This is a genomic window from Exiguobacterium sp. s140 (assembly GCF_018617035.1).
In the GTDB taxonomy this organism is placed as follows: Bacteria; Bacillota; Bacilli; order Exiguobacteriales; family Exiguobacteriaceae; genus Exiguobacterium; species Exiguobacterium profundum.
In genome coordinates this window covers 139,645-160,359 of record NZ_JACSJK010000004.1, presented here as the reverse complement: position 1 = coordinate 160,359, position 20,715 = coordinate 139,645, and the positions used below count along the sequence as shown (strand labels likewise).

Annotated in this window: 22 protein-coding genes; 8 read left to right on the top strand and 14 right to left on the bottom strand. The window is 46.4% G+C overall.

Features of this window, described 5'->3' with window-relative positions:
- The first annotated feature begins 133 nt into the window (after positions 1-133).
- Positions 134-580, top strand: coding sequence for a MarR family winged helix-turn-helix transcriptional regulator (locus KNO61_RS13845; RefSeq protein ID WP_214873626.1), 447 nt, complete (start codon positions 134-136; stop codon positions 578-580).
- Positions 577-1,212 carry a nitroreductase family protein gene (locus KNO61_RS13840; protein ID WP_015880377.1) on the top strand — a complete coding sequence of 212 codons (636 nt, stop codon included), beginning with the start codon at positions 577-579 and terminating at the stop codon, positions 1,210-1,212. The genes KNO61_RS13845 and KNO61_RS13840 overlap by 4 nt, the downstream gene beginning before the upstream one ends.
- A gap of 39 nt (positions 1,213-1,251) precedes the next feature.
- Here KNO61_RS13840 and KNO61_RS13835 read toward each other — a convergent pair whose 3' ends face one another.
- The 9 genes from KNO61_RS13835 to KNO61_RS13795 form a co-directional block, all read right to left on the bottom strand.
- Positions 1,252-1,914 carry an NAD(P)H-dependent oxidoreductase gene (locus tag KNO61_RS13835; RefSeq protein ID WP_078146065.1) on the bottom strand — a complete coding sequence of 221 codons (663 nt, stop codon included), beginning with the start codon at positions 1,912-1,914 and terminating at the stop codon, positions 1,252-1,254.
- A gap of 16 nt (positions 1,915-1,930) precedes the next feature.
- The gene (locus KNO61_RS13830; protein ID WP_214685035.1) at positions 1,931-2,542 is read right to left on the bottom strand and encodes a class I SAM-dependent methyltransferase; all 612 of its coding nucleotides are present in this window, start codon (positions 2,540-2,542) and stop codon (positions 1,931-1,933) included.
- Complete coding sequence (locus KNO61_RS13825; RefSeq protein ID WP_214873624.1) at positions 2,539-3,546, bottom strand: ABC transporter permease; 1,008 nt, start codon at positions 3,544-3,546, stop codon at positions 2,539-2,541. Before KNO61_RS13825 ends, KNO61_RS13830 begins: the two co-directional genes overlap by 4 nt.
- Positions 3,543-4,217: an ABC transporter ATP-binding protein gene (locus tag KNO61_RS13820; RefSeq protein WP_078146062.1), complete on the bottom strand. Its 675-nt coding sequence runs from the start codon at positions 4,215-4,217 to the stop codon at positions 3,543-3,545. Before KNO61_RS13820 ends, KNO61_RS13825 begins: the two co-directional genes overlap by 4 nt.
- A 41-nt stretch (positions 4,218-4,258) precedes the next feature.
- A complete protein-coding gene (locus KNO61_RS13815) occupies positions 4,259-4,987 on the bottom strand; it encodes a GntR family transcriptional regulator (RefSeq protein WP_074035076.1) in 729 nt (242 codons plus the stop codon).
- Positions 4,988-5,066: 79 nt separating this feature from the next.
- Positions 5,067-6,491 (bottom strand): glycoside hydrolase family 1 protein, encoded by a 1,425-nt coding sequence (locus tag KNO61_RS13810; RefSeq protein ID WP_371815835.1) that lies wholly within the window; start codon positions 6,489-6,491, stop codon positions 5,067-5,069.
- A 37-nt stretch (positions 6,492-6,528) separates the two neighbouring features.
- Complete coding sequence (gene celB, locus KNO61_RS13805; protein WP_041918122.1) at positions 6,529-7,836, bottom strand: PTS cellobiose transporter subunit IIC; 1,308 nt, start codon at positions 7,834-7,836, stop codon at positions 6,529-6,531.
- Between the two features lie 23 nt (positions 7,837-7,859).
- Positions 7,860-8,204 carry a PTS sugar transporter subunit IIA gene (locus tag KNO61_RS13800; RefSeq protein WP_041917964.1) on the bottom strand — a complete coding sequence of 115 codons (345 nt, stop codon included), beginning with the start codon at positions 8,202-8,204 and terminating at the stop codon, positions 7,860-7,862.
- Between the two features lie 5 nt (positions 8,205-8,209).
- Positions 8,210-8,506 carry a PTS sugar transporter subunit IIB gene (locus tag KNO61_RS13795; protein WP_015880368.1) on the bottom strand — a complete coding sequence of 99 codons (297 nt, stop codon included), beginning with the start codon at positions 8,504-8,506 and terminating at the stop codon, positions 8,210-8,212.
- Between the two features lie 134 nt (positions 8,507-8,640).
- Here KNO61_RS13795 and manA point away from each other — a divergent pair, with 134 nt between their 5' ends.
- Together manA and KNO61_RS13785 are read left to right on the top strand one after the other, a co-directional pair.
- Entirely contained in the window at positions 8,641-10,428 is a 1,788-nt protein-coding gene (gene manA / locus KNO61_RS13790; RefSeq protein ID WP_214688931.1) for a mannose-6-phosphate isomerase, class I, read from the top strand.
- Positions 10,429-10,616: 188 nt separating this feature from the next.
- On the top strand, positions 10,617-11,054 hold the full coding sequence (locus KNO61_RS13785) for a hypothetical protein (RefSeq protein WP_214873622.1): 438 nt from the start codon (positions 10,617-10,619) through the stop codon (positions 11,052-11,054).
- 112 nt (positions 11,055-11,166) lie between these two features.
- On the opposite strand, the gene KNO61_RS13780 is transcribed toward KNO61_RS13785, so the two are convergent.
- From KNO61_RS13780 to KNO61_RS13770, 3 genes are read right to left on the bottom strand one after another with little or no spacing between them, the layout of a single operon-like run.
- Positions 11,167-11,907, bottom strand: coding sequence for an AAA family ATPase (locus KNO61_RS13780; RefSeq protein ID WP_205728297.1), 741 nt, complete (start codon positions 11,905-11,907; stop codon positions 11,167-11,169).
- On the bottom strand, positions 11,898-13,166 hold the full coding sequence (locus KNO61_RS13775) for a sensor histidine kinase (protein WP_214873619.1): 1,269 nt from the start codon (positions 13,164-13,166) through the stop codon (positions 11,898-11,900). The genes KNO61_RS13780 and KNO61_RS13775 overlap by 10 nt, the downstream gene beginning before the upstream one ends.
- Positions 13,163-13,813: a response regulator transcription factor gene (locus KNO61_RS13770; RefSeq protein ID WP_078146057.1), complete on the bottom strand. Its 651-nt coding sequence runs from the start codon at positions 13,811-13,813 to the stop codon at positions 13,163-13,165. Before KNO61_RS13770 ends, KNO61_RS13775 begins: the two co-directional genes overlap by 4 nt.
- Before the next feature lie 143 nt (positions 13,814-13,956).
- Here KNO61_RS13770 and KNO61_RS13765 point away from each other — a divergent pair, with 143 nt between their 5' ends.
- Positions 13,957-14,523 (top strand): hypothetical protein, encoded by a 567-nt coding sequence (locus tag KNO61_RS13765; protein WP_214757615.1) that lies wholly within the window; start codon positions 13,957-13,959, stop codon positions 14,521-14,523.
- A 35-nt stretch (positions 14,524-14,558) separates the two neighbouring features.
- Here KNO61_RS13765 and KNO61_RS13760 read toward each other — a convergent pair whose 3' ends face one another.
- Positions 14,559-15,266 carry a hypothetical protein gene (locus KNO61_RS13760; protein WP_214685029.1) on the bottom strand — a complete coding sequence of 236 codons (708 nt, stop codon included), beginning with the start codon at positions 15,264-15,266 and terminating at the stop codon, positions 14,559-14,561.
- Positions 15,267-15,329: 63 nt separating this feature from the next.
- Positions 15,330-17,246, bottom strand: a complete 1,917-nt coding sequence (locus tag KNO61_RS13755) for an endonuclease MutS2 (RefSeq protein WP_214873616.1) — start codon at positions 17,244-17,246, stop codon at positions 15,330-15,332.
- Between the two features lie 458 nt (positions 17,247-17,704).
- On the opposite strand from KNO61_RS13755, the gene KNO61_RS13750 reads away from it, so the two are divergent.
- From KNO61_RS13750 to nagE, 3 genes are read left to right on the top strand one after another with little or no spacing between them, the layout of a single operon-like run.
- Entirely contained in the window at positions 17,705-18,193 is a 489-nt protein-coding gene (locus KNO61_RS13750) for a PTS sugar transporter subunit IIA (RefSeq protein WP_015880356.1), read from the top strand.
- Positions 18,194-18,213: 20 nt separating this feature from the next.
- Positions 18,214-19,062: a PRD domain-containing protein gene (locus KNO61_RS13745; protein ID WP_251030854.1), complete on the top strand. Its 849-nt coding sequence runs from the start codon at positions 18,214-18,216 to the stop codon at positions 19,060-19,062.
- A complete protein-coding gene (nagE, locus tag KNO61_RS13740) occupies positions 19,059-20,549 on the top strand; it encodes an N-acetylglucosamine-specific PTS transporter subunit IIBC (protein WP_214688939.1) in 1,491 nt (496 codons plus the stop codon). The genes KNO61_RS13745 and nagE overlap by 4 nt, the downstream gene beginning before the upstream one ends.
- Positions 20,550-20,715: the final 166 nt, after the last annotated feature.

The window sequence follows — 20,715 nt, the reverse complement described above, 5'->3', positions numbered from 1 at the left end:
ATAGACTATTATATAACAGTTTGACAACCTATTTTTTAAAACTTTTTATTTGAAATATCGTCAGGTTGGGTTTACTATACATTGTGTGACCCATCAATGATTGAGTCATCAATGATTTGAGGAGGCGATGTGCATGCGAGATTCTTGCTCGCTTCGTGATCAAATTCTCTATCACATCATCACTGTACAAAAAGAATTAGGGCAATTATTCGACTCTGAAATGGACGGGCTCAGCTTGAGTCGCTATGACATTTTGAGCAACTTGTATCACGTCGGTCCATTGCGGCAACGTGAATTGCAACAGCGCGTCGATGTCGACCATGCCGCCATCACCCGACACTTGAAACAGTTAGAGACACAAGGACTCATCACGCGGAGACGCTGTGAACAAGACAACCGTGTCATCTATGTTGAGTTGACAGACGATGGTCGTGAACAAGTTGCACATTGGACTGAGCAAAAAGAGTGCTTAACGGACCGACTTTTTGTCAACATGAAGGTAGAGGATCAACAACAGTTATTAGCATCACTCACGATGTTACAAGATACTATTGAGCATGAAAGGAAGACTACAATATGAACACTGCCACACAAAAAGACTTTATGGAGATTGTCAAAGGACGCCGCTCGATTCGTGTATACGATGAGAACGTCAAAATTTCAAAAGAAGAAATGACACAAATTCTTGAAGAAGCGACAACAGCTCCTTCATCCCTTAACTTACAGCCATGGCGCTTCGTCGTCATCGATAGCGCAGAAGGAAAAGAAACACTCCTCCCACTCGCAAGCTTCAACAAACGCCAAGTGGAAACATCTTCAGCTGTGATCGCCCTCTTCGCCGACTATCAGATGGCAGATTACACAGAAGAGATTTTCGATACAGCAGTAGAGCGCGGTATGATGCCGGCTGAGGTCCGTGACCGTCAAGTCGACATGATCAAAGGCATCTTCAAAGATGCACCGAAAGAAATGATCAAAGATAGCATCATGCTCGATTCAGGTCTCGTTGCGATGCAGCTCATGCTCGTCGCACGTGCACACGGATATGACACAAACCCAATCGGCGGATACGACAAAGCGAACATCGCTGAAGCGTTCGGCCTCGACAAAGAACGTTACCTCCCAGTCATGCTTCTCTCAATCGGGAAAGCAGCAGAAGAAGGGTATCCATCAGTCCGCTTCCCAGTCGACCGCATCACAGACTGGAAATAATTCAAAAGAGTCAATCGCCCCGGCGATTGACTCTTTTTTTCATCCAATATATTTGACGACTTCGTTAAAATCACGACGTGTTTTCGGTGCAAAGTCGCGCGCTCGATACCCAAATGCGACCATGACTGAAAGTGACCATTCCCCACGTTCCATCACACCTTCTGAGATTAACAACTCATCGATCTCCTCTTGATTGAACCCTTCAATTGGGCATGAATCGATCTCGATTTGTGCGGCAGCCGTCATCATGTTCCCAAGAGGGATATATGTCTGACGCTTGATCCATTCCTGGAAGACACGCTCATCGTCTAAAAGACGGTAGTCGTCCTCCTGGAACTCCTGTACCCGTTTCACGCGCTGTGCGTATTCTTCTTCCGTCCGGCCCTGTACACCCGTCACGATATGACGAATATAGTCCGAATCGTAACGCATGGCTTTCGGTGTTCTTGCGAGGATCAACACAAAGTGACTGGCAGTCAGTGCCTGACCTTGCGCTCCCCATGCATGATCTTTAATCTTTTGGAGTAAATCTTCCCGACGCACCACGACGAATTGCCATGGCTCGAATCCGAACGAACTCGGCGAAAGACGTCCCGTCTCTAAAATGAACTCCATGTCCTCTTCTTTGATTTTACGATCCGCATCGAACGCTTTCGTCGCTTGACGCCAACGATACGCTTCTAAAATGTCTTTCTTTTTCATCGTGCTCACTCCTCCATTACCAAGATGACTCCATCATATCAAACCGATAAATCAAAAATCGCTCATGAAGATTCTTCAGCGGCAATCGCACCGTTTGTACGTACTGAAAAGGCGTCTCGTCGTTCAAATAATGGAGGTACTCATCCGCCGGATAATATAAAATCACATCGACCGGGCGAGGAACCGTTTCAACAGATTCGATGATGTTGGCAATCACTTGGCGGAAGACGTTCACCGAGAACGGATTAAAGAAGTAGAATCGATTCGCATCCGGTGGAATCATGAATCCCTCCGCGAATCCCTGTTCCAATTGAACACTTCCCCGATTACGATGTTTCCTCGTATAGCTCATCCAATTTTGAAGTGCCTCCTCATGAAATCCACCGTCCATCTCGACACCAATCGCCCTCACACGAAACGTATACGCTAAATAGAACGGCAGACGTCCTTTTCCCGAACCGAAATCCACGATGGTATCTGTGGACTCTAACGGATACGCATCCCGAAGCAAATCGAGTGCCTCGTAAGGAGTCGGCTCATAACGATGATATTCGGCCGAGGACGGAAATCCTTGCTGAGGTTTGGCCGTCTCGATTTGTAACAGTTGCTCATACTGCTGTTCGTTCATGATGAACCTCTTTCTTGAATGGATTGAAAGAATGGATGTCGCTCCATTTCTCTCGTGAACGACGTCTGTTCTTGATAGGCGACATACAACAGATAAATCGGAACCACTAGTTTGAACCAACTTGGGAGAAGAATCACGCTCGTGATCCCGAGCGGAATGAGTCGAAACCATAAATTCCGATGACTCGGCGTTCTAAAGTACATAAGGAGTGCCATCGTCCGTCTGACGGTGCCGAAGCGATTCGGTCTCGGTCGATACAGGGGACGTTTCCGCTCACTCGTCTTCTCGATGGCTCCTGACGTCGTCAACAGGACACGATCGAATGAGGCACGCTCACGTTCTCCGATTTCAATTTCTCGACCGACACTCGGATGTTTCGACACCCATGCTTCCCCTACGTATAACGCAAATGTGACCATGATGCTTCCGATCAACACACTAAGCAATATCGACTCAATCAATAACGCATACACGCCTACAAAAGCAAGGAGTACGATTAAAAATCGCTTCATGAGATGGGCGTGTCGGAGACGTAGATGATACTGGACCCATGCGTGACACCAAGCGAGTAGAAAAAGTGCAGCCCCAAACGCGAGAATCTCGCCCACGTCCCTTCCTTTTACGTATAGAATCGGTGCAAGCAACAGCAGATAGCATCCATATTGAATCACGTGTTGCGTAAGTTGATACCAAACCGAATACCTTTTTAAATCCCGAATCATGCCCCGGTTTGACACAAGGATGAGATCGGCACGCTCAATCCAGACAAACATACGGTCTTGCCACATGAACCATCCAATCAGAAGTGCCCAGAGAAAATAAGGGATGTCACCTAACCAGGGGCAGTTCCCTTCCCAGACTTGCCAGTAGGAATAGCCTGCCCATATGAGAAGAGGAAGGACACCGTATAAAAAAATCGTCCAGTCGACAATCAATCGGACCGTCTTCCATTGCTGTTTTATGTACCGGGAGACACGCATCCAAAACAATCGTTTCGCAATCATCGCATCGCCACATCTTCCATCATGTCAAACAAGGTCATCCCCTCTGTATCGAGCGCTTCTCGAATCTCCACTTTCGTCCCACTCGCGAGCAGTTGTCCATCATCAATCCATACGAATCGGTCGCATAATCGCTCGGCCGTATCAAGAACGTGTGTGACTAATAAGACACTTGCCCCCCTCGTACGCTCCGCTTCTAACAGTCGAAGTAACTGAATCGTCGTCGTCGCATCCAATCCGATAAATGGTTCATCGACAATCAATACCCGCGCTTCTTGAATGAGCGCCAATAGAATCATCGCCTTCTGTTTCATCCCTTTTGAAAAAGAGGAGAGATACCGATCGGTCACATGCTCTAACCGGAATAGCTGTAGCAACTCCTCCGTTTTTTCTGTTGAATCGATTCCCGTTAATTCTTGGACGAGTGCAATATGTTCAGATAGCGTCAAATAATCATAGTAGACCGGTTGTTCCGGGATAAACGCATAGCGTTCCATCTCAACCGTTCCCTTCATCCAAGGAATCGTTCCGGTAAGACAGGCGATGGTGGTCGTTTTTCCCGCACCATTCGACCCAATCACCCCTAAAATCTCACCTGCCCGTACATCAAACGAAATGTCTTGGATGACGGGCTCGTTTATCTCGTATCCTGCTTGTTCAATTTTCACATCCACGATGGGTCCTCCTTACGAAAAAGTCGCCATCGCGGCGACTTTTACTTCACAATATTGACCGATGAAAACACAAATTTATCGTATCGATGACGGGCAAACGAATACTCGAACGGTTTCCCGTTACTTAAATAGACCACTTGCTCGACTTCGATAATCGGTTCAGTGATATCATTCTTCAAGTAAGCTTGGTCGTACTCATCCGGTTTATCTGCTCGAATCACTTTATGCGAGCTTGTAATCGTATAACCCAGATCTTCTTGAATATACGCATACACGGATTTTTCCAAAATTTCACGTGTGATTCCTGTAATGAGGTTAGCAACCATGTACGTCAATTCGATGACATACGGCTCATCGTCTACGTAACGCACACGACGTATTTCATAGACCGGTTCTGTCAGCTCAATCATGAGATGATTGGCGACTTCCTGACACGGAAACTTCACCTCAAAATTCAGGACTTCACTTCGTAACGAGCGATCTCCGATTACTTGAGTCAGCCCTCTCGTTTCTTTACTAATCACGTTGATGCGATCTTTTTGGAAGCTCGACTGTAAAATGAATGTTCCTTTACCACGTTTACGATAAATCAGCCCTTCCATGACGAGAATCTCAAGCGCACGTTTCATCGTCATTCGGCTCACCCCAAACTCTTGGGCCAAATGGATTTCATCAGGTAATGCATGTTCTAGCGGATAAACGTGTTCAATAATTCTTTTACGAATTTCATCAGCAATGGTTTCATATTTCGGTTTTTTCTTAGTAGACATATAGCACCTCATGTATAGACATATATGTACAATATATCAAAAAAAGCTGACAAAGAGTAGTCTTTGTCAGCTTACTTCATTATTCTGTAAAACCATTAGCGTCAATCAACTGTTTAAACCAGTGCCCTGATTTTTTTACAGTACGCTGTTGCGTATCTAAGTCAATACCTACAAATCCATAGCGATTTTTATAAGCATTGCTCCATGACCAATTGTCCATGAACGTCCAAAGATGATAGCCTTTTACGTTCGAATCCTCTTCAATCGCTTGATGCATCCATTTCAGATGTTCGCGAATGAAATCAATTCGATAATCGTCTTGGACACTTCCGTTCTCGTCACGATAACGCTCTTCACCCTCGACACCCATTCCATTCTCTGAAATGAAGCATGGAATATTACCATAGTTTTCTTTTAGATTGATTAATATATCATAGATTCCTTTTTCGTAAATTTCCCATCCACGATATGGATTCATTTTACGTCCAGGCATCTCATAAAAATCAAATAAGTTTTCCGGTAAGAATGGTGCGTCCGGATTCGGCAGTGATGCTTTTGCTTTCACGCGACGCGGCTGGTAATAGTTGATGCCAAGCAGGTCGACTGTATGTTCTCGAATGAGTTCAAGATCGCCTGTTTCCATCTGTGGCATCGCATCTTCAGACTTCAGCACTTCTACTAGTTCTTGAGGGAACGTGCCTAAAACAGATGGATCGAGGAACGAGCGATTGAACATCGCATCAGCAATGCGCGCTGCGCTCAAATCAGCTGGGTGCTGACTTCTCGGATATGAGGGTGTCAGATTTAAGATGATTCCGATTTGCCCAGATTGTCCCATGTCACGATACGCTTCGATTGCCTTCGCACTCGATAAGATCGAGTGGTACGCTACTTGGACAGCTCGCTTGAAATCAACAACGTTTGGATAATGAAAATCATATAAATATCCACCCTCTACCGGTACAATCGGTTCATTATGCGTGAACCACTTCTCGACGCGGTCACCAAACAACTCAAAGCATGTCTTCGCAAAAGTGACATATGCCTCCACGACTTCCCGTGATTCCCAACCACCTTGTTCTTGAAGCGCCATCGGCATATCGAAGTGATACAGATTGATGAACGGTTCGATACCATGATCGATTAAGCAATTGATGACATTGTTGTAAAATGTGATTGCCTCTTCATTTACTTCCCCGACACCTTGTGGAAAAAGACGTGACCATGAAATGGAGAAACGGAACGTGTTATGCCCGAGTTCTTTCATCAATGCGATATCTTCTTCATACAAATGATAGAAGTTTGAGGCCTCTGTTGCGCTTACGCCATTGAAAAAGCGATTCGGCTCTTGCATGTACCAGTAATCCCAGATGTTCAATCCTTTTCCACCTTCAAAAGCAGCACCTTCCATCTGTGTAGCAGAAGAAGCCGTTCCCCACCAAAAGTCTGTCGGAAATTGATAGGTCTTTTGCTCTTTCATTCGTGTTTGTGTCGGGTTCGTCATCTTTTATCTCTCCCTTATTTCTATTTTCTCTATTTGTTTACACTGCTTCTTGTTTATCTGTTGATTCTTCTAACTCTTTTTTCAAGTTCATTCGGTCGATAAATTTCAAGAACGGGAACCAAATCGCCAAAATAATGAAGAAGTTCACGATTTGAAGAAGACCTCCGGCAAGCGAGTTCGTCGCCATGATACCACTCAAGAACATTGGGACAGTCCATGGAACAGCGACACCCGTTGGTGGTGGGACTAAGCCTGTCGACATCGCGAAGTATGTGACCGTTACCGTCACGAGCGGTGCGACAATCCAAGGAATCATGATGAGCGGGTTCATAACAATCGGAAGTCCGAAGATGACCGGCTCGTTTACGTTGAATAGTCCAGGTCCGAGGGATAGTTTCCCGATTTGTTTCAACTGTTTCGATTTCAAGAACAACAAGATGGCCACGACGACAGCAAGTGTAGATCCGGAACCACCAAGCCCTACCGTGTAAATTTCAATGAACTGTTTACTGATAATGTTCGGAACATCTCCAGTCGAGGTATAAGCCGTCAAGTTCTCCACAGATAATGTGTTCCAAATCGGGTCCATCACCGAGTTGACGATGACCTGACCGTGGAGTCCGAAGAACCAAAATAGCTGAACGAAGAAGATTGCAATCAACGTTGGAATGAGACCATTCCCTAATGTCACAAGCGGTTGCTGAACGACGTTGAAAATGACGTCATGAAGATTCGTATTGAATAAGTTCGTCACGATGATGTTGAATGTTAAAAATACAGTCAAGGTTAATAATGCAGGAACAAGTGCTGAGAATGATTTCGCAACAGCTGGCGGTACTCCATCCGGCATCTTAATCGTCCAGTTCTTTTGAACGACAAATCGATAAATCTCACCGGACAGGAATCCGGTAATCATCGCAAGGAACATCCCTTTCGCTCCAAGGCGATCCAACGGAAGGACATTCCCGACTGCCTCTGACATACCATCCACTTCAATCAAGAAAGGCGTTAAGAGAAGGAAAGACACGAGCGAGATCGCTCCTCCGAAGACAGCCTCGACTTGATAACTTTTCGATAGATAATACCCGATACCGAAGACGACAAAGATAGACATAATCCCCATCGTTGCAGATGGTGCGTTTCCGAGTGATGTTTTAAATACACTGAGTGTACTCTCGGACATGAAACGGTCGAGGAACGGCAGGTTTGCAATGACGACGATGATTGACCCAAACATGGTAATCGGGAAAGCGAGCATGAATGCATCTCGCAATACTTGTAAATAGCGACTGTTGTTTAAATAGGTCGCCATCGGCATGAGCAGTTTACTGATCATGTTGAACATCTTATTGTCCTGTGACATATGATTCACCCTTCTTGATTAGGATTTACAATCTTTTGTTCGACCATTTCGACCAAACCCGCTGTCAAATCAAGCATTGTTTGCGTAGACATTAAATGGTCCTCTGCATGAAGAAGCAATAAAGAGACGTCTGTTTTTTCTCCATTCGCTTCTCTTTGGATTTGTGAAAAGTGTGTTTGATGTGCTTCTTTTAATTGTCCACGTGCCTCATCAATCTTTTCTTCGAACGTTTCATAAGAACTCGTTTTATACAGTTGAATCGCTTCCTGAATCGTACTTCTCGCATTGCCACTGTGCAAAATCATCATGAATGCCATTTGCTCCAAGGTTAACTCGTCTACCTGTTCCACGTTGTTCACCCCATTAATTTCATCGCTTGTTCGTATGCAGCTTTACCATTCGCCGTGCCGTATGCCATCATATCGATCACTTCAATCGGTGTTGATGTTTGCGCTTTCAATTTATCCAACAAGAAACGCATTTGTGGACCAATCAAAATCACATCTGCCTCGTCCATCTCGGTTACGACCTGATCTTGACCGACTGCCCAAATCTTCGCCTCATCCCCGATTGATGTGGCATGATCTTTCATCTTCGTTACGAGTAAACTCGTCGACATCCCTGAACTACACGCTAATAAGATTTTCTTCATGTGTCCTCACTCCTTATTTGAAATCGGTTACATGTTTTATTATACACATGATTTATTTCATGTCTATACTTGATTTAAACTTTGTTTAGTTTTTAAATTCATAAGTGTATATCAAATTAACAGGAGGACAGGATATGAGCGCTATTCTTTTAAAACCACACTATCAACAGCGACTTTGGGGAGGGGAGCGTCTGAAGCAATTTGGTTTCGATTTCAATGACCCTTCGATCGGTGAAGCTTGGACGGCTTCTGCATTAGAAAAAGGTAGTTCAGCCGTTGCTTCCGGACCCTACGTTGGTCTTTCTTTGCGTGAACTCTATCAACAATATCCAGAGTTGTTTCAAATTAAAGCGGACGTGTTTCCACTACTGATTAAATGGATTGATGCGAACGATGATTTGTCTATTCAAGTTCATCCTGATGATTCGTTAGCGGAACAACTCGAAAACGAATCATATGGAAAAAATGAATGTTGGTATATTCTCGATGCTCCAGCAAATGCGACACTCATTTACGGTCACTCCTATGCCACCTCAGAAGACTTCAACAAAGCGCTTGAAACAGGCGATTTGGAATACGGCTTGATACGAAAATCGATTCATGCCGGTGATTTTTTCTATGTCCCAGCTGGAACGGTCCATGCATTGACAAAAGGGGTATGCGTACTGGAAATTCAACAAAGTTCGGACACAACCTATCGTCTATACGATTACGAGCGACTGGATGTGACGACCGGTCGTCCACGTGAACTTCACGTAGAAAAGGGCATTCTCGCTTCTTTCGTTCCTCACCTTGGCTATAGTGAACCAATCCGTCAACTCGATCACTTTCGAACACGTTTGACGAAGAATCCATTCTTCTTCGTGGAAAAATGGCATGTTACAGCGAAAGAAAAGATTTCGACCGACACGTTCCGGTTACTATCTGTCGTGCAAGGAACATTAATCGTTGATGAGATGGAAGTACCTACGGGAGGTACACTCCTTCTCCCGGCCAATGAGTCGTTCTTGATTGAGGGAGAAGCGATTTGTCTAGTGACTGGTGTTCCTTCCGATGAAAAACAAGCTGTCCGAATCGGGATTGACTTAGGAGGGACGAACACTCGGATTGCGGCTGTTTCACTCAAAGGTGAAGTACTGAAACAACTCACGTTTAACACGCAGCCTCAACTTCCTTTCGAAGAGACACTACAATCTATTGAGACTGCGATTCATCAATTCAATGTTGAATTCGATATCCGGCATGTTGGAATTGTGGCTCCCGGTCCACTCGATTTGAAACAAGGGATGTTTTTAACGCCTCCAAACCTCCCGAATTGGCACCATCAAAAAATCGTTGAGCCTTTAACACAGCGCCTCGGCTTTTCTGTCACCCTTGAAAACGATGCGAATGCAGCAGCTCTCGCAGAAGCTAAATTTGGAGCAGGAAAAGGATTCGATGCTGTTTTTTATGTAACAGTGAGCACTGGAATCGGTGGCGGTTATGTCTATAAACATCAAATCATTCGAGGGGCGAACGGCAGTGCCGGTGAAATCGGAAATATGATTATCCGTTCGAACGGACCAGTTCACCCTGTACTGAATCGAGGCTCTCTCGAATCACTCGCAAGTGGTACCGCGCTCATGAGTCGCGCAAGCGAAAAAGGATATACAAACGTCCCTTCGCTATTATCAGATGACGAGTACCGCCATCACTTCGTCGAGGAACTGGCTAGCGGACTAGCTAACATCATTCATACTGTCGATCCTGATGTGATTGTATTAGGAGGCGGCGTCATGATGTCGGCCTCATTATTTTGGAACGAATTACAACAAGCAGTCTCGAATAAAATGTATCCACATGCTAGTGGAAAAACGCGTCTCTGCCTCACTCAATTGTCAGGAGATGCGGGTGTTATCGGCGCTGCCTTTGTCGAAGCATAATGAGGTTTGAAAAAAACGGACATTCATCGTGAATGTCCATTTTTTTCGTATACAGAAATGTGAAATAAATCAACATTATACTTTGCGAATCATCTACAGTTTCTTTTCTAGATTGAGTTAGATTCGTTTACTTTAGCGTGGTAACGTGAAATGATAATGATAACAACTCTTTAAAGTGAGGTGACGGTGTGTCTACCATAGAGCACGAACAAGCGACATCTATTTTGCATCACCTCTTTACCGCCTCTTCTTTTGTCGGAATCGATTTCGGTTCTGGTCCGAACCATCATCTTCTCTATTTCAGTCGTCAAGGACTGGAATCTTGGATCTCCATCGAGGGACCGTGGCATGTCCATGCGACGCAAAATACCTTTGACGAAGGTGAACAACTCGAACAGCTCATGCGCTTAAGAAGAGAGCGCATCCGTCAAGTACGCCTCGGTGACGAACACCCCCACCTCGAACTGGAATTTGAATCCGGATCCCTTCTCTTCATCAATGGATATCAAGAACACTTTGAGTGCTGGCAAGCAGGGGACGCGAGACCACTTGGTGGAGACGCCTATCTGTTGGTCGCGATGCCACAAGGGGAGCTCGCAATCTTTGCGGATGGAGACGACGAATGAACACTTGGATGGAGATTGTCTTGTATATGTTGATTGCCGGGGGCGTTAGCCTCGCGATCATCTTATTAAGAAAGATTACGAAAGCATGAAAAAAGCGGCCGAGGCCGCTTTTTTAGTCAAACAAAATTCGCTGCATCCGTTCCGGTGCCTGTAAATAATCACGCATCACCCGTACATGCTCGAGGTCATCAAAAGCCGTCGGAGTAAGTCCCGTCTCCACTTGTAAAATCATCGCACCTGGATACGACATCAAGATAGGTGAATGACTCGCGATGATAAATTGACTCCCCGACTGGACAAGTTCATGCATGCGTGCGAGCATCGTCAGTTGGCGCATCGGCGACAATGCGGCCTCTGGCTCATCCAAAATGTAGAGACCGTCTCCACGAAATCGATGTAGCATGAGGGATAGAAACGCTTCACCGTGTGACTGTTCATGAAGGGAACGTCCGCCATATGATTCATAAAACCGTTCAGGATCACGTCCTGACTTTGCCATCTCATCCACATAACTCGATAGCTGGTATGCCGTTTCAGCACGTAAGAAAAAACCATCTTTCGGACGATACGGTCCTCGAATCGGGCGTAGCGCTTCATACAAAGAACTATGCGTTGACTCCGTTTCGAATTGGAAGGAAGGTGCTCCGCCTTCTGGGTTGAATCCAGCCGCGACCGCCATCCCCTCAATCAACGTCGACTTTCCACTCCCGTTTTCTCCAACGAGAAACGTGACCGGATGATGAAACGTCAGTTCATCGAGTGTCTGAAAGATTGGTAACGAGTACGGATAACCCGTTGATTGGATGCGGTCTTTCTCTAACCGCACCCCTCGTAAAAATAAAGTCATGTCCATCCGATCCAAAATGTCGCCCCCTTATCTGAATCGACGCCATAAGAAAGTCCTTGTGCGTCAAGAAGTAACTTCGTGATAGCGAGACCTAAACCATGTCCGTTAGAGCGATCCCCTTTCACATACATATCCCATATCGCATGCTGAATGGAAGGATCAACCCCGTTTCCTTCATCGGTCACTTCTAATCGCTTCGGGGTTAGAGTGATAGTGATTCTTCCCCCGACAGGGCTCGCCTCATACGCATTGCTTATGAAATTCGAGAGCACTCGTTCCATCGCCAATCGATCAGCTTGGATTGATACCGTTTCGAGTCGGAGGTCGAGTGTCACGTCTTTTTGTCGGAACCACTCAGACATGCGTGGCGTCAACCGACGAACCAATTCATCCAGTTGAATCGATTCCATTTCAAGGGGAATCGAACCTGCGGACAATTTAGAGTATTCGAGCATCTGATTGACGAGTCGGTCAATCCGGTCCACTTCCTCGGTAATGCTTTTACCGGTTGTGGCCATCTCTGTTTCATGGACGACACCGAGCTCTAATAGTTCCGCCTCATTTCGAACGATGGCGAGCGGTGTACGCACATCGTGTGTAACTCCAGAGATGAATGATTTTTGAAGCGCCTCTTTTTCTTGAAGTGATGCGTTCATTTGTCCGATGGTGACGGTCAAATCCCCAATCTCATCGTTCGTCACGCTCGGCAAACTAATATCGTGTCGTCCCTCCATAATGGATGCGGTCGCTTGTTTCAACTCGACGAGCGGTTGCGTGAGCCGACGACTCATCCAATACGTGACAGCGATTGCGACAAGTAGGGCCAGAATAAACCCACCCGCTAAGATGAGGTAGATTTGCTGGAATTGTGGATTTGAAAACGGAACGGGACTATACGTCACGATTTGAATGTCCCCTTCTTCTTTCAGATACGTCAAGAAGCGGGTACCATTTACACCCACTTCGTCCTGAATCTCTAAATCATTCGGATCGAGGTTGATTGGCATCATGCGATGCATCCGTCCGCCTCGTTCGAACTCGATACGCTGCCCATTTTGAAATACAAGCACGTCAAGTTGCCCTGGGATTCCACGGCCCTCTTGAATGGCTTCATACACAATCGCCGCCTCGCGCTCCAATTGTGCGTACGTCTCCTCTTCTGCGAAGCGTCCAATCAATAATGACGTGAGTCCGAATGTTAAAAGTGCCATCACGGCAAGTGGTAGAATGGCCGTCCAAAGTAACTTCTTCATTAATCGATTCATGACAGTTCCTCTAATCGATAACCGACCCGGTGCACCGTCTTCAACTGTTCTTTTAAGGTCGGCGATTTGTCACGCAGTTGTTTAATGTGGGTGTCGACCGTTCGTGTATCTCCGACAAATGCGTAGTCCCACACCTCATCGAGCAAACGGTTCCGGTCTAACGCCTCCCCGACATGTTTCCAAAGATACAGTAACAACTCATACTCTTTGTTCGTTAATCGAAGCGGATGTCCGTTCTCTTGTACCATTCTCGATTTGACGTCGATGGTGAGCGTTCCAAATTGAATCATATCGGTTTGTTTGACGAGACGTTTCAGTCGAATCTCCAACTCTTTTAAAACGATGGGTTTGACTAAATAATCGTCTGCGCCAAGTTCCAATCCGAACACACGATCATCCGCCTCACCACGAGCCGTCGTCAGGATAATAGCAGGTGCGGGCTGTTGCGCTTTTAATGTCGGAATCAAGGTCCAACCTTCTCCGTCAGGGAGTCGAACATCCAATAAAACTGCATCAAACCGTTGATGCAACTGTTGTTTCGCCTCACTCAAAGTCATCGCCACGGTCACCTCAAATCCGGAATATGTTAAAAAGCGGGACATGCCGTCCGCCAGTTTTAGTTCATCTTCCACAACGAGTACGTTCATCTCATATCGCCTCCACATCCATTATATCGTACCCATCAAACCTCCCACCGTTTCCCAAAGACAATTTGCAGAAATCTTGCAACTCCCTCACAACTTCCGAAGCGTTCAGTCCTACACTTGAAGTAACAAAGGAGGAGATACACATGAAATCAACAAAACTAGCAATCGCTTTAGCCGGTCTATTGGCCGTCTCAGGCACAGGCGTATATGCCGCGACGAATGACACGACGACTGATGAATCGACAACGACGGAATCCACACAATGCGAACGTGGTGAACGAGGGCCTGGTATGTTCGGTGACCGAGAAGCAGGGCATGCCGCTCTCATCGAAGCGCTCGGTTTAACGCAAGAAGAAGTGGATGCGGCTCGCGAAAACGGGCAATCTCTCCCTGAACTCGCAGAAGAAAAAGGGATTTCAATTGAAGCGTTCATCGACGCCATCATGACGTCGCATGAAGAAAAACTCGCAACCGCTGTGGAAGAAGGAAACTTGACGCAAGAAGAAGCCGATCAAATCCTTGCGGACCACGAAGAACGGTTTGCCGATGTGACAAGTTACGATGACTTGGAAGATATTCGTGGTATGCGCGGTGGACGTGAAGGTGGTCACTATGGTCACGGTCCACACCATGACGACTCAACTTCTTCAGATGACGATGCTTCAACAGAGAGCGACAGCAACGTAGAAAATCAAAGCAATAGCTTATAAGTCAAAAGGGCAGCCACTCGCGGTGGTTGCCCTTTTCATATGACGAGCAATAACAGCGCATAACTTAATAAACCAATCAAAAATGCACCAAAACTACTCTCTCGCTCAGCAGGCAATTCTTCTTTCATGACGTTCAAGATGACGCCACCTGCTAAAAAGGCGACAACAATCGATAAACCGAGATCATTCACTTCCGCAAAGGTACCAACTGCCCACCCTATGAGTACAGCAAGCGCTAAGAAGATGCGCCCTTGTCGATCATAAAGTTGCTGATGGTGCTGACGCAATCCTTGATCGACCGTGACAAAGTGTATACCAAGCGCTAAAAAATAAAGAAACATCGTGCCATTGGACTGAAATTCACTTTCTGCGAGCACATATCCGATGCTAAACGTATATAACGTGAATGAACCAATGTGAATCCAAAACACATACGGTTTTTGTTTACGCTTATTGGCCGTTGCAAATCGTTCGAGCCCATAAAAGACAGCCAGTCCTAACATACTGATGATTAAGATATGGTTCTCGAGGGAAGCAAAGACGTTATTTCTAATCTCTCCTTCAAGTTCGCGTTGATATTCATTTAACTCTGGCAACAGATGAAGAAATACATAAGCAACGGCAATCCCTCCAGCCACTGATAAAAAACGGCTTCTCGGCACTTCACGCACGTGAATGAGTTTTCCTGAAAAAAAGTGAATCACGGCAAAACCGAGTGCAAACCAAAAACTTAACTCGAACACATAAGCCCCTCCCACATTAAGATTTCTCTTTATGTGCTCTTACCCTTTCACCGTATGCTACATTCATTTACGTTTAGAGTGCTCTTGTTTCTTCCTTTCCCGAATCTCTTTCTCCACTCGTCGTAACGCTTTTTTCGATCCTCTTGCAAAGTCGTGGGCTTCCTTACGCTCCTGATACGTCGTGAACAACGTATCTAAATCATAGTCAGCCGGATAGAGCTCTGTCGCGCGTGCCTCAAGACGAACGCGGCGGCTCGGCAACTCTACATATTCCAAATCTACGAACACGCGGACATGTCGACGCGATGCATCAAACGAATAGACAAGACCGACTTGATTCGTCTCTAACAAGCGGACACGGTCACCTGTTTCAAAGTGCTCTTCCTCTTCAGGTGGTACCATTTCCACTTCTCGCACAATTTTAGAATCATCGACTTTCGTAGTATCATATGTTTTCTCGTTCATGTAACGGGATGCCTGTTTCAGAATCGATTCCGGTAACTTCATCTTACGGGCGATAAAGAGGGCGTTGCTGTCGCCAGACTGTCCCATGAGCAGTCTGTATTTTGGTTCGAGCGTTTCCGGATCAAACTGCATCGCAGCGTTCATGAAATCTGGGTGGGCTTCAGAATAGGATTTGATTTCACCATAATGTGTCGATGCCACAACGATTGCGCCCCGTTTATATGCCGCTTCTAAGATGGCAATCGCAAGAGCGGCTCCTTCGTTCGGTTCCGTCCCGCTTCCGATTTCATCGAATAACAAGAGCGACCGTTTTCCAGCGGTCTGCATGATACTCGCTACGTTGTACATGTGTGCAGAGAACGTACTGAGTGCCGATTCCAAGTCTTGATTATCTCCGATATCGACGAACACCTCATCAAATGTCGAAATGACTGTATCCGTGTGAGCCGGGATATGCAGTCCCGTCATCGTCATCAGACTAAGGAGTCCAATCGTTTTCAAGACGACCGTCTTCCCGCCGGCGTTCGGTCCGGTGATGATCAAGCCGCGATAGTCTGTACCGATGGCAAAATCAAGTGGCACAGCGCTTACTAAGAGCGGATGACGTACTTGTTTCAATCGGATGTGACCGGTCGCATTGACGTGTGGTATCACGCCATCAATCGACTGACTGTACTTCCCTTTGGCGAAGACCATATCGTACTGGGCGATGACGTCGAGCGTCGATTCGATGTCAGGAAGGACTTCTGTCACCGCTCCCGTCAACGTCGCTAGTACTTGATACACCTCTACCGCTTCTTCCGTACGCTTGACGACGAGTTCAGCATTTAACTTCGCAATCGCTTCCGGTTCGATAAAGACCGTCGTCCCACGATTCGAGGTATCCACAATCGTCCCTGCCACTTTATGCTTATAAGAAGCTTTGATTGGAATGGTGAAGCGGTCCTGTTTTTTCGTGACGAATCCGTCTTGGATTATCTCGCGATTGGCGGCGCTCTTTAAGAACTTGTTCAATCGTTCCTCGATTCGTCCTTCTAAAATGTCGACTTGCTTCCGAATCCGCTTCAACTCTTTCGATGCTTCATCGACGACCTGTCCGGCTCGAATCGCTTGTGTGATGTCTTCTTCAAGCGTCCGCCATTCGCCCATTCCTGAAGCATAAGCCGAAAGAAGCAGTGCAAAGAATTCATGCTCGAGCATGAATCGCTTGAGTTTGCGTGCCCCTCGTAAAAACTCGGCGACCGCTTCAAGCTCTGTTGCCTCGAGTTGGATGCCTCGTTGCAGTTTTCCGATAATGGTCTCCATGTCAGACACACCGATGAACGGGACGTGTGACGTCGCATCTAGAATCGCGCGGGCTTCGGATGTTTCTTGCAGGCGCTTCTTCACCGTCGTAATGTGGCTCGTTGGGCGTTGCTGTCGAAGAAGTCGTCTTCCGAATCCGCTGATGCAGAAGCGCTCTACTTTCGTCATCAATTCGTTGTATTGTAATTTTTCAAATGTTTGTTCGTTCATGTGTCTCTCTCCTCAAATCGTAGAATCGAGATACCGCGCAAACAAAAAAGCGTCGGTCGATGACGACCAACGCAAAAAGACAGACGGGTGTCTGGCAGTTTTTGATGGGCGGTATCTGTAACGGAACATGACGGCATGACAAAAAGACGTGTCATCCGACATTTTTCAGTTCGTTAGGCAGATACAACCTCACTCATCAACATGCAACACCTTTCTTACTTAGATTCGCCCTTACTATACAATAGATTCGTTCCCTTGTAAAATTTTAGAGAACGCTTTCAAAAAAAGACTTGTGTCTCAAACCAACACATGTTATGTTGAACGTGAAGAAACGAATAGTGATCACATGTGACTGATTCGATCAGGCATGGGGTAAGACGTACGGTGCATGCCACCCGTCTATACTCCATGCCTGTTTTGTTTTTCGTCGTTTTGTTTCAAGAAAGGATGTAGTAGACATGCTATGGAATAAGTTAATGAATCGACACAAACCGACACTGCACTCACCAATGGAAGGAGACGTCATTCCACTCGAACAAGTTGCGGACCCGGTCTTTAGTGAAAAAATGATGGGCGATGGCATTGCCATCACACCAACAGACGGTGCCGTCGTCTCACCGGCTGATGGAGAGATTGTACAAATCGCTCCAACAAAGCACGCCATCGGCATTCGGACCGAGGATGGGGCTGAGATTTTGATACACGTCGGACTCGATACCGTTGAACTCGAAGGTCGACCGTTTGATCTTCAAGTAGATGTGGGCGACCACGTCAAGACGGGACAGCTGTTACTCACAGCAGACTTGGCGCAAATTCATCAGGCGGGTAAGGACACGGTCACTCCAATGGTCGTGACGAATGGTGGTGCACTCGCCCATCATTATGCCTTCACGTTCACGAAAGAAGCTGTTCCGGGCAAGACGATTGTCGCCCGAGTGGAAGCGTGACTCCGGAATAAGGAGGACACATGATTAAAATCAAAAAGATTCTAAACAACAATGCGGTCATCGTCTCAGATAAGGGTGAAGAAAAGATTGCAATTGGCCCTGGCGTCGCGTTTAAAAAAGCGAAGAACGACATCGTCAATCCACATAAAATCGAAAAGTTGTTCATCATGCCAGAGAATGACAAGTTCCAACAGCTGTTGAGCCGGATTCCTGTCGAACACTTCACCGTTTCCGAGGATATTATCTCGTATGCGGAAAAACGTCTCGAGACATCGTTCAACGAACATATTCACATCGTCTTGACCGACCACATCTCGTTCGCCATCGAGCGGGAAATGGATGGCATCTCATTACGCAACAAACTGTTGAACGAGATTAAAATCCTCTATCGGAATGAATATGAGATTGGACTATGGGCGATTGAGCATATCGCTGAAAAGCTCAACGTCCAAATGCCGAAAGACGAAGCTGCGTTCATCGCGCTTCATATCCATACGATGAAAGTGAAAGGAGGTGATTTACGCAAGACGGTCAAACAGACAACAATTGTCCGCGACATGATTCAATCGATTTCACGACGACTCGATGTATCCATTGAAGAAGATGACTTATCCTACCAACGATTATTAACTCATTTACGGTTCGTCATGGATCGGGTCAACCATTACGATCATCATACGATTGATGAAGACATGCTCCGCATGATTCAGACGAAGTTCACGTCTGCCTATGCGTGTGCATCAGATGTCGCAAAAGAAATGGAAGAGACCTATGGCATCGTCTTGCCCGAGTCAGAACTTGGTTATATTACGCTTCACATCCAACGTCTACAAGATCAACATCATCAAAAAGGAGGAAATCAACAATGATGAACTTTTTCCAACGTCTCGGACGTTCCCTCATGTTACCGGTCGCCGTACTTCCGGCTGCTGCCATTCTCATGGGGATTGGTTATTGGATTGACCCAGTCGGCTGGGGATCTGAAAACATTGCCGCTGCATTCTTAATTAAGGCAGGGGCCGCTATTATTGATAACATCCCAATTCTGTTCGCAGTCGGGGTCGCGCTCGGAATGGCTAAGAACCGTGACGGTTCAGCAGCACTCAGTGGACTCGTTGCCTTCTTGACGGTCACAACGCTTCTCTCCGCAGGAACGGTAGCATTGTTCCAAGGAATCGACGTAGAAGCCGTCAACCCGGCATTCGGTAAGATTGGGAATGCTTTTGTCGGGATTCTATCCGGTCTCGTCGCCGCTTCCATGTATAACCGCTTCAGTCAAGTCAAATTGCCAGATGCTCTCGCCTTCTTTAGTGGGAAGCGTCTCGTACCAATCATGACAGCCTTCTCGATGATTCTTGTATCGGTCGCTCTTTACTTCATCTGGCCGGTCGTCTATACAGGTCTCGTCGGTTTCGGTGAATCGATTTCAAAACTTGGCGCATTCGGTGCCGGACTTTACGGATTCTTTAACCGCCTCTTGATTCCAACCGGCCTTCACCACGCCCTCAACTCTGTATTCTGGTTCGACGTCGCAGGAATCAACGACATCGGAAACTTCTGGTCAGGTCAAGGTGAAAAAGGTGTGACAGGGATGTACCAAGCAGGTTACTTCCCAATCATGATGTTCGGTCTTCCGGCCGCAGCACTCGCGATGTATCACACAGCGAAAACGAAACGGAAGAAACAAGCCGCTTCACTTCTTCTCGCAGCGGCATTCGCTTCATTCTTCACAGGGGTAACAGAACCGCTCGAGTTCTCATTCATGTTCCTCGCTCCTGTTCTTTACCTTGTACACGCAGTCCTTACAGGAATTTCGCTCTTCGTTGCGGCAACGTTCCAATGGACAGCCGGCTTTGGATTCAGCGCAGGCTTGGTCGACTTTATCTTGAGCTCACGCTTGCCGCTTGCGAACCAACCGTATATGCTCATCGTTCAAGGTCTCGTGTTCGCAGTCATTTACTACGTCATCTTCCGCTTCATGATTGTGAAGCTCAACTTGGCAACGCCAGGTCGTGAACCAGATGAAGTCGTCGATGCGGTTGCAAGTGAAACGACAGATGGCGAAACGAAAGTCGCACCGGTCGCATCAGCTTCAGGTAACGAATTCTCAGCCATGGCGAACATGATTTATGATGGTCTCGGCGGTGACAGCAACGTCACAGGAATCGAGTCTTGCATCACACGCCTACGCGTCGATGTCAAAGACATGGATACGGTCAACCAAGATCAAATCAAAAAAGCCGGTATTCCGGGAATCAAAGTCGTCAGTCCAAACCATATTCAAGTCATCGTCGGCACAAACGTTCAGTTCGTCCTCGATGAGATTGAAAAAATCCGTAGCCACCGCGCCGGATAAACGTCGAAAGCCACCTCATTCAGGTGGCTTTTCTTGTTTGGCTGCATATTGTTTATAAAATTGAATGAAATAGTAGAGGAAGATCCACGGTAAGATGTACTGTGTGAGCCACATGAAAACCTTAAGTACTGTATGTACAATATATGGCCCTAGCCCAAATAAAAAT

Coding starts and splice junctions, on each gene's coding strand:
- KNO61_RS13845 (WP_214873626.1), top strand. CDS start 134: ATGCGAGATTCTTGCTCGCTTCGTGATCAAATTCTCTATCACATCATC.
- KNO61_RS13840 (WP_015880377.1), top strand. CDS start 577: ATGAACACTGCCACACAAAAAGACTTTATGGAGATTGTCAAAGGACGC.
- KNO61_RS13835 (WP_078146065.1), bottom strand. CDS start 1,914: ATGAAAAAGAAAGACATTTTAGAAGCGTATCGTTGGCGTCAAGCGACG.
- KNO61_RS13830 (WP_214685035.1), bottom strand. CDS start 2,542: ATGAACGAACAGCAGTATGAGCAACTGTTACAAATCGAGACGGCCAAA.
- KNO61_RS13825 (WP_214873624.1), bottom strand. CDS start 3,546: ATGATTGCGAAACGATTGTTTTGGATGCGTGTCTCCCGGTACATAAAA.
- KNO61_RS13815 (WP_074035076.1), bottom strand. CDS start 4,987: ATGTCTACTAAGAAAAAACCGAAATATGAAACCATTGCTGATGAAATT.
- KNO61_RS13810 (WP_371815835.1), bottom strand. CDS start 6,491: ATGACGAACCCGACACAAACACGAATGAAAGAGCAAAAGACCTATCAA.
- celB (WP_041918122.1), bottom strand. CDS start 7,836: ATGTTCAACATGATCAGTAAACTGCTCATGCCGATGGCGACCTATTTA.
- KNO61_RS13795 (WP_015880368.1), bottom strand. CDS start 8,506: ATGAAGAAAATCTTATTAGCGTGTAGTTCAGGGATGTCGACGAGTTTA.
- manA (WP_214688931.1), top strand. CDS start 8,641: ATGAGCGCTATTCTTTTAAAACCACACTATCAACAGCGACTTTGGGGA.
- KNO61_RS13780 (WP_205728297.1), bottom strand. CDS start 11,907: ATGGACATGACTTTATTTTTACGAGGGGTGCGGTTAGAGAAAGACCGC.
- KNO61_RS13775 (WP_214873619.1), bottom strand. CDS start 13,166: ATGAATCGATTAATGAAGAAGTTACTTTGGACGGCCATTCTACCACTT.
- KNO61_RS13770 (WP_078146057.1), bottom strand. CDS start 13,813: ATGAACGTACTCGTTGTGGAAGATGAACTAAAACTGGCGGACGGCATG.
- KNO61_RS13765 (WP_214757615.1), top strand. CDS start 13,957: ATGAAATCAACAAAACTAGCAATCGCTTTAGCCGGTCTATTGGCCGTC.
- KNO61_RS13755 (WP_214873616.1), bottom strand. CDS start 17,246: ATGAACGAACAAACATTTGAAAAATTACAATACAACGAATTGATGACG.
- KNO61_RS13750 (WP_015880356.1), top strand. CDS start 17,705: ATGCTATGGAATAAGTTAATGAATCGACACAAACCGACACTGCACTCA.
- KNO61_RS13745 (WP_251030854.1), top strand. CDS start 18,214: ATGATTAAAATCAAAAAGATTCTAAACAACAATGCGGTCATCGTCTCA.
- nagE (WP_214688939.1), top strand. CDS start 19,059: ATGATGAACTTTTTCCAACGTCTCGGACGTTCCCTCATGTTACCGGTC.